Raw genomic sequence first — 13,245 nt, 5'->3', positions numbered from 1 at the left:
TCTCTTAAGCGCACAATTGTGCTTCGCTTCAAACTCCGGTAGCCGCCCCCGGCCGGTCCCCACTACGTCCCCTCCCCCCATGAGCCGACACGACGACATCAAGCTCCTGCGCATCAACTACCTGCGCGGCCCCAACATGTGGACCTACCGGCCGGTGCTGGAAACCTGGCTCGACCTGGGAGGTCTGGAGGAACACCCGTCCAACCTGCTGCCCGGCTTCACCGACCGCCTGTGCGCCCGGCTCCCGGCGCTGGTGGAGCACCACTGCGGCGTCGGCGAGCGCGGCGGCTTCCTGCAGCGCCTGACCGAGGGCACCTGGATGGGCCATGTGCTGGAGCACATCGTCATCGAGCTGCTCAACCTGGCGGGCATGCCCACCGGCTTCGGCCAGACGCGCTCGACCTCGCAGCACGGCGTGTACCGGATGGTGTTCCGGGCCCGTGACGAGCAGGTCGCCCGCTGCGCGCTGGAACAGGGCCATGCGTTGCTGATGGCCACCATCAACGGCGACGACTTCAACGTCGACGCCGCCGTCGAGGCGATCCGCGACAAGCTGGACGACTGCTACCTCGGCCCGTCGACCGCCGCCATCGTCGCCGCGGCCACCGACCGCCGCATCCCCCACATCCGCCTGAACGACGGCAACCTGGTGCAGCTGGGCTACGGCGCGCGCCAGCGCCGCATCTGGACGGCCGAGACCGACATGACCAGCGCGATCGCCGAGGGCATCGCGCGCGACAAGGACCTGACCAAGGACCTGCTGAAGGCCGTGGGCGTCCCGGTCCCCGCCGGCCAGGCCGTGAAGACCGCCGCCGAGGCCTGGGACGTCGCCCAGGACCTGGGCCTGCCGGTCGTGGTCAAGCCCTCCGACGGCAACCATGGTCGCGGCGTCACGCTGGACCTGCGCCAGCAGGCCGACATCGAGGCCGCCTTCCACCTGGCCGACAAGGAAGGCTCGGAAGTCCTGGTCGAGAGCTACATCCCCGGCATGGAGCACCGCCTGCTGGTGGTCGGCGGCCAGGTCGTGGCGGCCGCGCGCGGCGAGGAAGCCTGGATCACCGGCGACGGGGTCCACAGCGTGGTGCAGTTGGTCGACCTGCAGATCAACACCGATCCGCGCCGCGGCACGACCGAGGACTTCCCGCTCAACCGCATCGACATCCGCGACGACCCGGTCGTGCTGCTGGACCTGCAACGCCAGGGCCTGTCCGGTGAGGGCGTCCCCGAGGCGGGCCGCCGCGTGCTGATCCAGCGCAACGGCAACGTCGCCATCGACTGCACCGCGCAGATCCATCCGGAAGTGGCGCACGCGGTCTCGCTGGCGGTGCGCACCGTCGGCCTGGACATCGCCGGCGTGGACCTGGTGTGCAGCGACATCGCCCGCCCCTTGTCCGAGACCGGCGGCGCGATCGTCGAGGTCAACGCGGGCCCGGGCCTGCTGATGCACCTGAAGCCCGCCGAGGGCATGCCCCAGCCGGTGGGTCAGGCCATCATCGACCACCTCTTCGCCGAGGACGAGAACGGCCGCATCCCCATCGTGGGCGTGTCGGGCTCGCGCGGCACGGCGCAGATCGCGCGCCTGGTCGGCTGGCTGCTGCACCTGAACGGCCGCCACGTCGGCCTGGCCTGCGGCGACGGCCTCTTCCTGGGCACCCGCCGCGTGGAGCGCAAGCCCAGCGCGACCTGGGCCGCCAGCCACCGCCTGCTGATGAACCGCGCGGTCGACGCGATCGTGGTCGAGAACGGCGCCGGCGTGATCCTGGGCGACGGCCTGGCCTACGACCGCTGCCAGGTCGGCCTGGTGACCGACTCCGGCCGCGTGCCGGAGCTCGACGCGCACGACATCCAGACCGAGGACCAGCTCTTCAAGGTGTTGCGCACCCAGGTCGACGTCGTGCTGTCGGACGGCGCGGCCGTGCTGAACGCCGACGACGCCAAGCTGGTCGAGATGGCCCCGCTGTCCGACGGCGAGGTCATCTTCTACGCGGTCGAGGCCGCCAACGCCGCGCTGAGCGAGCACCGCGGCAAGGAAGGCCGCGGCGTCTTCCTGCGTGGCGGCGCGGCCGTGCTGGCGCAAGGCAGCGCCGAGACCTCGGGCGCCAACGTCGAGTCGCTGCGCAAGCGCTTCCAGGCCGCGGGCCAGGAGATCTCCAGCGAGTCCGTGCTCGCCGCCGTGGCCACGGCCTGGGCGATGGGCATCTCCCCGGAGCTGATCTCGGCCGGCCTGGACACCTTCGTGCCGGAGCTGCCGCAGTGAGCTCGCGCTGAGCGAGCCGCCGCCCTCTCTTCGTCCCCGTCATCACAAGAACATTCGAATCGGAAGACCTCAGATGGAAGTCTCTCGCACCCGGGCCCTGCGCGGCCCCAACATGTGGAGCCGCCACACCGCCATCGAGGCGGTGGTGCATTGCGGCGAGGCTGAACGCGCGCTCGCCGACATGGCCGGCTTCGAGGCCCGCCTGCGCGAGCGCTTCCCCGGCATCGGCCCGCTGAGGCCGGCCAGCAGCCAGAAGACGCCGATCTCGCTGGCGCATGTGCTGGAGCAGGCCGCGCTGGCGCTGCAGGCGCAGGCCGGCTGCCCGGTGACCTTCAGCCACACGCATGCGACGTCCGAGGAAGGCACGTTCCAGGTCGTCGTCGAGTACAGCGAAGAGGACGTCGGCCGGGCTGCCTTCGACAAGGCGGTCGAGCTGATCGCCGCCGCGCAGAGCGGCGCCTCGTTCGACGCCGATGCCGCCGTCAAGGCGCTGCGCGAGACCGACGAGGACATCCGCCTCGGCCCCTCGACTGGATCCATCGTCGACGCCGCTTGCAAGCGCGGCATCCCCTTCCGCCGCCTGACGCAGGGCTCGCTCGTCCAGCTGGGCTGGGGCGTAAAGCAGCGCCGCATCTGGGCCGCCGAGGTGGACGCCACCAGCGCGGTGTCGGAATCGATCGCGCAGGACAAGGACCTGTCCAAGCGCCTGCTGCAGTCGGCCGGCGTGCCGGTGCCCATCGGCGCCCCGGTCGAGTCCGTCGAGGAAGCCTGGACACTGGCGCAGGAGATCGGCCTTCCGGTGGTGGTCAAGCCGCTGGACGGCAACCAGGGCAAGGGCGTGACGGTCAACGTCGCCAGCCGCGAGCACATGGAGATGGCCTACAAGGCCGCCGAGGACATCGGCACCGTGATGGTCGAGAAGTTCCTGCCCGGCAGCGACTACCGCCTGCTGGTGGTCGGCGACAAGCTGGTCGCGGCCGCGCGCCGTGACCCGCCCAACGTCATCGGCGACGGCGCGCACACGGTGCGCCAGCTGGTCAACAAGGTCAACGAGGACCCGCGCCGCGGCGACGGTCACGCGACCTCGCTGACCAAGATCCGCCTGGACGACATCGCCATCGCGCGCCTGGACCTGCAAGGCCTGACCCCCGAGTCGGTGCCCGAGAAGGGTCGCCGCGTGATCCTGCGCAACAACGCCAACCTGTCGACCGGCGGCACCGCCACGGACGTCACCGACGACGTGCATCCGGAAGTCGCGGCCCGCGCGATCGCGGCGGCCACGGTGGTGGGGCTGCATGTCTGCGGCGTCGACGTGGTGGCCGAGAGCGTGCTGCGTCCGCTGGAAGAGCAGAGCGGCGGCATCGTCGAGGTCAACGCCGCGCCCGGTCTGCGCATGCACCTGAGCCCGTCCTACGGCAAGGGCCGCGACGTGGGCGAGGCCATCATCTCCAGCCTCTACGGCCATGGCCACGGCGCGCATGGCGGCCGCGGCGGCGACGACGGCCGCATCCCCATCGTGGCGGTGACCGGCACCAACGGCAAGACGACGACCTCGCGCCTGGTGGCGCACATGTTCGCGACGCAGGGCCTGCGCGTGGGCATGACCAACACCGACGGCGTCTACGTCGACGGCCGCCAGACCGACAGCGGCGACTGCTCGGGCCCCAAGAGCGCCCGCAACGTGCTGATGCACCCGGACGTCGAGGCGGCGGTCTTCGAGACCGCCCGCGGCGGCGTGCTGCGCGAGGGTCTGGGCTTCGACCGCTGCCAGGTGGCGGTGGTGACCAACCTGGGCGAGGGCGACCACCTGGGCATGAACTTCCTCAACACCGTCGAGGAACTGGCCCTGGTCAAGCGCGTGATCGTGCAGAACGTGGCGCCGAACGGCTACGCGGTGCTGAACGCCGCCGATCCGGTGGTGGCCAAGATGGCCGAGGTCTGCCCCGGCCAGGTGATCTTCTTCGCCAGCGACCGTCATCACCCGCTGATGGCCACGCATCGCGCGCAGGGCAAGCGCTGCGTCTACGTGGACGGCGACGCGCTGGTCGCGGCGCAGGGCGCGTGGCGCGAGTCGATCCCGCTGCGCGACATCCCCTTCACCCGCGGCGGCGCGATCCCGTTCCAGAACGAGAACGCGATGGCGGCGGTGGCCGCGGCCTGGGGCGTCGGTCTGGACTGGGACACCATCCGCCGCGGTCTGGCCAGCTTCATGAGCGACTCGGACAGCGTGCCGGGCCGCTTCAACGTGATGGACTATCGCGGTGCGACGGTCATCGCCGACTACGGCCACAACGGCGACGCGATGCGCGCGCTGGTGCAGGCGGTTCAGGCGCTGCCGGCCAACAAGCGCTCGGTGGTGATCTCCGGCGCCGGCGACCGGCGCGACGAGGACATCCGCGTGCAGACGCAGATCCTGGGCGAGGCCTTCGACGAGGCCATCCTGTTCCAGGACGCCTGCCAGCGCGGCCGCGAGGACGGCGAGGTCCTGGCGCTGCTGCAGCAGGGCCTCAAGGGCGCGACGCGGACCAAGCACATCGAGGAGATCCGCGGCGAGTTCGTCGCGATCGACCGTGCGCTGGAGCGTCTGCAGCCGGGCGACCTGTGCCTGGTCCTGGTCGACCAGGTCGAGGAGGCGCTGGCCCACCTGAACCAGCGCATCCAAGAAGCCTGATGTCGGCGGGCCTCAACGGCGGACCGCCCACGCGCGCCGGCGGCGACGCCGGCCCGCAGTCCCAGCCCCCCGAGCGCACCGTGCGCAGCTTCTTCCGCCAGTGGCGGCATTGGCCGGCGCACTGGTGGAACGGACTGACCGTCGCCGTCGGGGTGCTGCTGGTGCAGGTGGTGGTATCGCACCTGGCCCCGGCGGGCTACGAGCACATCGCGTCGCAACTGGCGATGGCCTGCGCCATCTGCGCCAGCCTGGCGGATCTGCCCGGCGTGGTCACACGCAATCGCAACCGTGTCATCACCGGCGGCGTCATGGCGCTGCTGGCGGTGGGCGCGGTCGCGGTGCTGCATCCCTATCGACCCGTGATGGGCCTGCTGGTGGCGGCGCTGGCCTTCGGCGGCGCCATGCTGCTGAGCTGGGGGCTGCGCGCGGGGCCGGTGTCCTTCGCGCCTATCCTCGCGCTGGTGTTCGCGCTGGCATGGCCGCCGCAGCCGCTGTTCGTCGTGATGGCGAGCGGCACCGCCGGCGTGCTCCTCTATCTGCTGTGGAGCCTGCTGAGCAGCGCCGTGCTGCAGCAGCGCTACCGGCGCCTGTCGCTCGCCGAGGCGCTGCGCGGCCTGGCGCAGTTGCTCGGCGCGCGCGCCGAGCTGTTGGGAACGGGCGGCGCCGCGCACGCGATGAAGGACTGGCTGGGCAACGAGGCCCAGCTGGCGGAGATGCTGCAGACCGCGCGCGATCAGCTGTTCCCGCATGCGGAGCAGGATCCGCGCAGCGCCGCGGTGCTGCTGCATGTCGTGGAGCTGCGGGACCTGATGCTCGCCAGCCGGCTGGATCTGGAGCTGCTGGGCGAGGACCCGGTCGGGCAGCGCATGCGGGCGGCCCTGGTCGGCCGGTTGAAGGCGCTGGCGGCGTTGCTCGAGGAGTACCGCAACGCGGTGCTGGACGAGCGGGCGCCGTCGTCGCACGGGGTGCCGGTGATCGAGTGGGAGGCGCTCTCGCCGCAGGATCCACGCCGCCGCCTGCAGCTGGTGCTGCAGGATCGGCTGTCGCATCTGGACGGGGAAGTGCTGGCCATCGGCCGCGCGCTCGACGGCTCTCACCCGCTGCCGGCGATGGCGCTCGATCCCCGGCAGCTTCAGCACTTCGTGACCCCGGAAGGCTGGCCGATGGGGCTGCTCAAGGCGCAGCTGCACCTGGACTCGCCGGTGCTGCGGCACGCGCTGCGCAGCGCGTTGGCGCTGTCGGCGGCCTATTACATCGCCCTCACGCTCCCGTGGGCCTCGCATCCGCACTGGCTGGTGCTGTCGGTGGCGGTGGTGCTGCGCGGCACCCTGGACCAGACCCTGGAGCGCCGCAACATGCGGGTGCTGGGGACGGCGATCGGCTGCGGGCTGATGGTCGCGATCGCGCAGATCCACAACCTGACGGTGACGCTCATCGTGCTGCAGATCGCCGTGGGCATCGCGCACGCCTTCGTCACGCGCCGCTATCTGATCACCGCGATCGCGGCGACCGTGATGGCCCTGCTGCAGTCGCATCTGGCGGATCCGTCGCATGCGATGGCCATCTCCGAGCGGCTGGCCGACACGGTGTTCGGCGCGGCGCTGGCCTGGGCCTTCAGCTATGTGCTGCCGGCGTGGGAGCGGCGGAACCTGCCGCGCGCCTTGAAGCGCGCGCGCGGCGCCTTGCAGCAGTACGCGATGCAGGCGATGACGGCGGCGATGACACCGGCCGGGGCGCTCGCGCAGCGCATGGCGCGCCGGCAGGCCTATGACGCGCTGGCGGCGCTGTCCGCCGCGATCCAGCGCAGCGCCGCCGAGCCGCGCCGCGTACGGCCGCCGCTGCAGGAGCTGCTGACCATGCTCGACCACGGTTATCGCCTGATGGCGCACCTGTCGATGATGCGGCAGAGCTTGCTGCGCCGTTCGCAGGATCTGGTCGGCGACACCATCGAGGAACTGCCGGAAGCGGCGAAGCGGCTTCAGCGCGCGCTCGCGGGCAAGGAGCCCGTGCCGCACGCGGTGCAGGCGCTGCAGGACTGGAGCCTGCTGCCCGAGGTGGGTCCCTTGGAGGATCTGCGGCCCTGGATGCGTCGACGCATGCAGGTCAGCCTGGACGATGCGGCGCGCGCCGGCCAAGCCGCCGAGGCCGCGCTCGAGGCCATGTCCGCGCCGCCCGACACGGATCCGACCGCGTCACGCTTGAGCTGATCCGTGAGACGCCACGAAGCCCCTCGCCCATGAAGTGGGAGAGGGGTTGGGGGTGAGGGCCGTGGCACACCAGAGCCTGGCTGTTCACCGGCCTGCGATTGACGCTCCGCGGCCTGCGACGGCCCTCACCCCCCGCCCTCTCCCGCGTTGCGGGCGAGGGAGCCGCGAGCGCCCTGGCGGCTCAACGCGGCACTCTGCTCAGGAGAGCTTGACCTCGATCTTCCGCGGCTGCGCATGAGCGGCCTTGGCGATCCGCACGCGCAGCACGCCCTGCGTCAGCTCAGCCGACACGGAATTCGCGTCGAGCTCCTTGCTCAACGTGAACACCCGGCGGTAGTGCTGCCGCGACACCTCGACATGACCGGCCTTCAGACCCTCGGGCAGGTCCAACTGCATGTCGGCCTCGACGATCAGCCGATCGCCATCGACGCGCAGATGCAGTTGCTCGCGCGGCACGCCGGGCAGGTCGGCGAACAAGGTGATGCCTTGCGCGTCCTCGACGATGTCGACGGCGGGCTGGATGGCGAAGTCATCGCGCCGGCGGGCGGTCTGGGCGGCGGTGTCCGGAGAAGAGGAATGAACGGCGGAGTTGCTCATGATGTGATCTCGTCGCGAATGGGGCTGGTCGTTGCGTGTCGTGCCGGCTGGTACCGAAGGGTGCCGACTCAATGGATGTCGATGCGGCGCGGCTGGGGCGTCGGCTTGCGCTTCACGGTGACGCGCAGCACGCCGTCGCGATAGGACGCCGAGACCTGTTCCGGATCGATGTCGTCGGGCAGGTTGACCGCGCGGCGGAACTTGCCGGCGAAGCGTTCGCGCTGATGAACGATGCGCTTCTCGGCGGGCGGGGCGGCGGCCGTTTCGGCCTCGCCCTCCACCCGGGCCTCGACCTTGGGGATCAGCGCCGACACGCGCTCGCCGGAGAGGCTCAGCACGCCGCGATCCAGATCGACGGCGATGCTCGCCGGATCGAGCCCGGGGGCGAAGGCGTAGACCTCGACGGCCTCGTCGGACAGGCCGACATTCAGCGCCGGGAAGCCGCCGCGCGCGGTGGTGCCGCGCTGGGCCTCGAGCAGGCCGCTCACTTCCCGCTGGACGCGGTCGAACTCGTTGAACAGGTCACGGGCAAACAGACGGTGGTACATGCGGGGCTCCTTGGCATCCTGCTTTGAGAGTGAATCCGGCGGTTGCGTGTCCGCCATGACTCCCAAACTGGGATCCCCTTGCCGCGCTTCAAGATCTTGAAATCGCGTGTGCGGCGCCCCAATATGCCGCGCCTGCCCGCATGGACAGGACCTTCCCGCCATCCTGCAGGCGCCCTCCCCGTGCGTCGACCGAAGCCGTCGGCAACCACGCTCGCCGGGTATTGCCCCCTCGCCCGCGGGGCGGGAGAGGGTGGGAGCGTTGCAGTGCGCCGGACCCCGAAGACCCTCTCCCCTGCCCTCTCCCGCAAGCGGGCGAGGGAGTCATTCGTGTCCTCTCATAGAAGCGGGCGAGGGAGTCATTCGTGTCCTTTCATAGAAGCGGGCGTGGGGGTCATTCGTGTCCTCTCATCGAAGCGGGCGAGGGAGTGAACGGCGTCCGGAATTCGCCCCGCCCCCATCTACTTGAGCCGCAGCACGTCCTGCTCCGTCACCTCGGAGGCCTCGTTCCCCCAGCTCTGGCGGATCAGGGTCGCCACGGCCGCCATCTCGGCCTCCGTGAGCACCTGCCGCAGCGGCGGCATGCCGAACGGACGCGGATGCGAGGCCGTCGACGGCGCGTAGCCGCCGTTGGCCAGCACCTGGACGACGTTCTCAGGGGCGGCCAGCGTCACCGCCCGATTGCCGGCCAGCGGCGGGTAGGCCGGCTGGCCGTCGATCGACCGACCCTGCCCGCGATCGCCGTGGCAATCGACGCAGTAGCGCGCATAGACCTGCCGGCCGAGGTCCAGTTGCGCCGGTGACGCCGGCTTGAACAACGGCGTGGTCGAGCCCTCGCGCGGCAGTCCGCGCAGGTAGACGGCCATGGCCTTCGCGTCCTCGTCGGAGAGGTGCTGCAGGCTTTCCGCGACGACATCGGCCATCGGCCCCACCGCCGTCGCGCGCGGCGACCAGCCGGCCTTCAGCCAGGCGGCGACCTCGTCCTCGCGCCAGTCCTGCACGCCGGCCGCCTTGGGATCCGCGAGGGACGGCGCGATCCATCCCTGCACGCCGACCCACCCGCCTCTCAGCCCGGCCGCGTCCTCGAGCGCGCCCAGCCGGTTGCGCGGCGCATGGCATTCGGCGCAATGCCCCAGCGCCTGCACCAGGTAGCGGCCTCGTGCCAGCGGCACCTGGCGGTCGTCGCGTGTCTCCATCGACTCCGAGCGCACCGGCTCGTCGCCGGGCGTGAAGTACATCAGGCGCCACACGGCCAACGCCGACTGCCAGCGATACGGCCAGCCGAGCTGATGCGCCGGCGCGGCCTGCTTCACCGCCGGCTGCGCGCGCAGCCACGCGAAGATCGCATCCGCGTCCTCGCGCGTCATCGCGGTGTAGCTGGTGTAGGGGAAGGCGGGATAGAGCAGGCGCCCGTCGCGGCTGCGGCCGTGGTGCATCGCGCGCCAGAAGTCGTCGGCGGACCAACGGCCCAGGCCGGTCTCCGGATCGGGCGTGAGGTTGCTGCTGAACAGCGTGCCGAAGGGCGTCGGCAGCGGCAGGCCGCCGGCCATCGGCGCGCCGCCGCGGGGGCTGTGGCAGCCCGCGCAGTTGCCCACCCGTGCGAGGTAGGCGCCTTTGGCGACCAGCGCGGCCTGGGTCTCCGCCGAACCTGCTGGCGATGTCGATGCCGATGCCGATGCCGAGCCCGAGCCCGAGGCGGAGGCGGAGGCGGAGGCGGATGATGCCGGCGGCGATGCCGGGATCGATGTGGCGCTCACCGCCAAGGGCCGCGAGGCGAGCCACGCTTCGCGGCTCCATGCGCCGCCGACGACCAGCGCCGCCATCAGCGGCACGGCGATCACGAGGCCGATCAGCACGCGCTTCAAGGTCCGCATCGAGCCGGTCTCGCGCGATCCGCTCCCGCGCTCCGCGCTCGCCCCGCGGGACTCGTCAGGCCGCACGTCGATGTTCCCGCCGCTCATGGCGCGAGCCCTCCACAGGTCACGGGCAGTGGCGCGGTGGCAGGCGGCTCCGGATGCGCGCCGGCGGGCCGCATCGCCAGCCAGGAGGCGACGGCCGCGATGTCGTCGGGCGACAGCGCCTTGGCCACGTCGGCCATGCAGTCAGGCGCATGCGCGCGCCGATGACCGGTGCGCCAGGCCCCGAGCTGCCCGACCAGGTAATCGCGCGGCAGGCCCAGCAGACCGGGAATCGCGGGCTGCCGCCCCGCCATCGCCGGCCCGTGGCAGGCGGTGCAGGCAGGCACGCGCGTCCCGGGGTCGCCGACAGTGACGAGTTGCTCGGCGCGCTGCCGTTGTGCCTCGCTCAACGGCTGCGGGACGGGTGCGGGATAAGGCACGTCGAGCGCGGCGAAGTAGCCGGCGATCTCGCGCAGATAGTCGTCGCTCATGTTGCGCAACAAGCCGGCCATCAGCGCGTGATGGCGCCGCCCGTCGCGAAAGCTCTGCAGCTGGTTGAAGAGATAGCCCGCCGGCTTGCCCGCCAACCGCGGGAAGTAGCCCTGCGGCGTCGCGCGGCCTTGCGGGCCGTGGCACAGCGTGCAGGCCTGGATGCGCTCGCCGGTGTCGTTGGTCAGCGGACGCAGCGGACGTGTGGGGGCGCCGGCGACCACCGCGCTCGATATGCCGGAGGTGCTTGATGCTCCCGATGCGCTCGGTGCGCCGGAAGATCCGAAAGCGGCGGGAACGCTAGAAGCGCCGACGACATCGACGCCCGCAGCCGGGCCGGCAACGGCCGGCGGCGCGGCGGCGCCTTGCGCGATGGCGGAGGACAGTCCCAGGCCCAGCACTGCGGCGATGAGGACACGCGGAATCGAACGCGGGATCTTCATCGGGCCATCATCGCCGAAGCGATGGGCGAGCCGGGCCGGGCTCACCCTGCCCTCCCCCGCCGGACGTGCGATCCCCGAGCGTTCGCGCGGCGCCTTCAGTGCGGTTCGCGCCGCTGCTCGACGCCGGGCCAGGCGAGCACGGCGAAGCCGTCGCGTCCTTCCCGCTTGGCCTGGTACAGCGCCCGGTCCGCCAGCGCGATCAGCTCCGACGGCGGCACCTCGCCGACGGTGACCGTGGCGACGCCCACGCTGGCCGTCACCTCCAGCCCGCCCGGCCGCGCCACCCGCACCGACTCGACGATCTTGGCCGCCACCTGCGCGGCCTCCTCGGGCTTGTTGAGCCCTTCCAGCACCGCCACGAACTCGTCGCCCGCGATGCGGGCCACGATGTCGCTGGACCGGACCGCCCGCCGCAGGCATTGCGCGAACTCGCGCAGCACCGCGTCGCCGCTGCCATGCCCATGCGTGTCGTTGATCGCCTTGAAGCGGTCGACGTCAAGGAACAGCAGCGCCATCGCGCCGCCGTGATGCGCATGGCGCCGCTGCCGCGCCAGCGCGCGCGTCAAGGCCTGGTCGAGCTCGCGCCGGTTCGGCAGCCCGGTGAGCGCGTCCGAGCTCGCCAGCCGCGCGAGCTGCGCCTCGGCCTGCTTCATCGCGGTGATGTCCATCGCGAGCGTGAACGCGCCCAGCACCACGCCGTCCGGCCCGCGGTCGGGCACGTAGATCGTGCGCAGATGCCGCAGCTTGCCCATCAGCACCGAGGCCACCTCGAACTCCACCCGCTCCCCCTGCATCGCCAGCTCGAACTGCGCGCGACGCTGCTCGTAGAGCGTCTCGCCGAAGCCGTCGCGCAGGTGCAACCCGATGACCAGGTCCGGATCCAGCCCGAACCAGTTGCGCAGCGTCTCGTTGGCGTAGCGCAGCCGCATCTCGCGGTCGACGTAGGTGATGAAGACCGGCAGGTTGTCCGTGATCGCCTTCATGCGGCGCTCGCTCGCGGCGACCTGCGCCTCGGCCCGCTTGCGCTCGGTGATGTCCAGCGAGACCGCGTAGAAACCGGTCACCTGGTCGCCGGTCAGGTCCGGGACGAAGCGCCGATGGAAGTGCAGCGTCTCGCCGTCGACGGTCTGCGGCGCGTCGAACTCCACCGCCTCGCCGGCCAGCACCCGCGCGATGAAGGGCTGGAGCAGCGCGGCGTGCTGCGCGCCGCTGACCTGCTCGATGTTCTTGCCCAGCAGCGTGGCGGGATCGGCGTGATGGACCCGCCCGACCTCGGCGTTGGCGAAGCGCAGCGCGCCGGCCCGGTCGTGCTGGGTGATCTGCGCCGGCACGTTGTCGGCGATGCCGCGCAGCCGCCGCTGCGCCTGCGACAGCGCCCGCGTGCGCGTGAACACCTGCGTCGTGGCCACGATGGTGAAGAGGGCCAGCATCGCCAGCGCGGCCAGCAGGAGCAGCTCCGTGCGGCTCGTGTTGACGGCCAGCCGGTCGCTGATGACCGCCCGCTCGGCGCGCAGCGAGGACGTGAGCTCGCCCAGCAGGTCGCGCAGCTCGTTCATGTGGTGCTGCCCCTGGTCGCTGAGCACCAGCTCGAGCGCCTCGTCGTGCTGCCCGGACTCGTGCAGCCGCACGGTCTGCGAGAGCTCGGCCATCTTGAGCCGCACCAGCTCGCGCACCCGCTCGAGCTTGGCCGCGTGGGCGGGGTCCTTGTCGCGCTCGACGAGCTCCTCCACCCGCCGGTCCAGGTCGCGCACGGCGTCGCGATAGGGCTGCAGGTAGCTGGTCTTCTGCGTCAGCAGGTAGCCGCGCTGGCCAGTCTCCGCATTGAGCAGGTTCTCCAGCAGCAAGGTCATCGACGGGAGGACCAGGTTGATCTGGTCGAAGCGGCGCAGGTCGGCCAGCGTGTCGCGCGCCCGGATCGCCAGCAGCGTCACCAGCAGCGCCATCGCCGCCAGCGCCAGGATCAGCAACGCCACGCCGCGACCCAGGCTGCTGCGATGGAACGGCACGGGCGGCGGACGCATGCGTCGTCTCGGGCGGGGCGGTCGATCTGTGGGCGGATGGTGACCGGCCGGGGCGTACGCCGCACGGGTCGGTCCGGTGGATTATGGGCGCCCCCCGTCGCTGTCCGTCAACCCGGC

General features: G+C 71.6%; 8 protein-coding genes. 3 read left to right on the top strand and 5 right to left on the bottom strand.

What is annotated here, in order from left to right:
- Window positions 1–79: 79 nt before the first annotated feature.
- The 3 genes from MCHT01_RS11580 (at window position 80) to MCHT01_RS11570 (ending at window position 7,135) form a co-directional block, all read left to right on the top strand.
- Window positions 80–2,257, top strand: coding sequence for a cyanophycin synthetase (locus tag MCHT01_RS11580; protein ID WP_067065486.1), 2,178 nt, complete (start codon window positions 80–82; stop codon window positions 2,255–2,257).
- Between the two features lie 73 nt (window positions 2,258–2,330).
- Window positions 2,331–4,928 carry a cyanophycin synthetase gene (cphA, locus tag MCHT01_RS11575; protein ID WP_067065485.1) on the top strand — a complete coding sequence of 866 codons (2,598 nt, stop codon included), beginning with the start codon at window positions 2,331–2,333 and terminating at the stop codon, window positions 4,926–4,928.
- On the top strand, window positions 4,928–7,135 hold the full coding sequence (locus MCHT01_RS11570; protein ID WP_067065484.1) for an FUSC family protein: 2,208 nt from the start codon (window positions 4,928–4,930) through the stop codon (window positions 7,133–7,135). The genes cphA and MCHT01_RS11570 overlap by 1 nt, the downstream gene beginning before the upstream one ends.
- A gap of 198 nt (window positions 7,136–7,333) precedes the next feature.
- Here the strand turns inward: MCHT01_RS11570 and MCHT01_RS11565 are convergent, their stop codons facing one another.
- From MCHT01_RS11565 to MCHT01_RS11545, 5 genes are all read right to left on the bottom strand, one after another.
- Complete coding sequence (locus tag MCHT01_RS11565) at window positions 7,334–7,732, bottom strand: Hsp20/alpha crystallin family protein (RefSeq protein ID WP_067065483.1); 399 nt, start codon at window positions 7,730–7,732, stop codon at window positions 7,334–7,336.
- Window positions 7,733–7,800: 68 nt separating this feature from the next.
- Entirely contained in the window at window positions 7,801–8,280 is a 480-nt protein-coding gene (locus tag MCHT01_RS11560; protein ID WP_067065482.1) for an Hsp20/alpha crystallin family protein, read from the bottom strand.
- Between the two features lie 458 nt (window positions 8,281–8,738).
- Window positions 8,739–10,151, bottom strand: a complete 1,413-nt coding sequence (locus tag MCHT01_RS11555; protein ID WP_245643238.1) for a c-type cytochrome — start codon at window positions 10,149–10,151, stop codon at window positions 8,739–8,741.
- An 83-nt stretch (window positions 10,152–10,234) separates the two neighbouring features.
- The gene (locus tag MCHT01_RS11550; RefSeq protein ID WP_245643236.1) at window positions 10,235–11,152 is read right to left on the bottom strand and encodes a c-type cytochrome; all 918 of its coding nucleotides are present in this window, start codon (window positions 11,150–11,152) and stop codon (window positions 10,235–10,237) included.
- 50 nt (window positions 11,153–11,202) lie between these two features.
- Window positions 11,203–13,128 (bottom strand): diguanylate cyclase domain-containing protein, encoded by a 1,926-nt coding sequence (locus tag MCHT01_RS11545; RefSeq protein WP_067065481.1) that lies wholly within the window; start codon window positions 13,126–13,128, stop codon window positions 11,203–11,205.
- Between the last annotated feature and the right edge of the window lie 117 nt (window positions 13,129–13,245).

This window comes from Mitsuaria chitosanitabida ATCC BAA-476 = NBRC 102408 (genome assembly GCF_001598255.1).
Lineage (GTDB): Bacteria > Pseudomonadota > Gammaproteobacteria > Burkholderiales > Burkholderiaceae_C > Roseateles > Roseateles chitosanitabidus.
Note: the sequence above shows the minus strand (reverse complement) of the source record. Positions and strands in the feature narration are given on the sequence as shown.

Excerpts from the sequence above, each read along its gene's own strand:
- MCHT01_RS11560 (WP_067065482.1), bottom strand. The coding sequence starts at position 8,280 with ATGTACCACCGTCTGTTTGCCCGTGACCTGTTCAACGAGTTCGACCGC.
- MCHT01_RS11565 (WP_067065483.1), bottom strand. The coding sequence starts at position 7,732 with ATGAGCAACTCCGCCGTTCATTCCTCTTCTCCGGACACCGCCGCCCAG.
- MCHT01_RS11545 (WP_067065481.1), bottom strand. The coding sequence starts at position 13,128 with ATGCGTCCGCCGCCCGTGCCGTTCCATCGCAGCAGCCTGGGTCGCGGC.
- cphA (WP_067065485.1), top strand. The coding sequence starts at position 2,331 with ATGGAAGTCTCTCGCACCCGGGCCCTGCGCGGCCCCAACATGTGGAGC.
- MCHT01_RS11570 (WP_067065484.1), top strand. The coding sequence starts at position 4,928 with ATGTCGGCGGGCCTCAACGGCGGACCGCCCACGCGCGCCGGCGGCGAC.
- MCHT01_RS11580 (WP_067065486.1), top strand. The coding sequence starts at position 80 with ATGAGCCGACACGACGACATCAAGCTCCTGCGCATCAACTACCTGCGC.
- MCHT01_RS11555 (WP_245643238.1), bottom strand. The coding sequence starts at position 10,151 with ATGCGGACCTTGAAGCGCGTGCTGATCGGCCTCGTGATCGCCGTGCCG.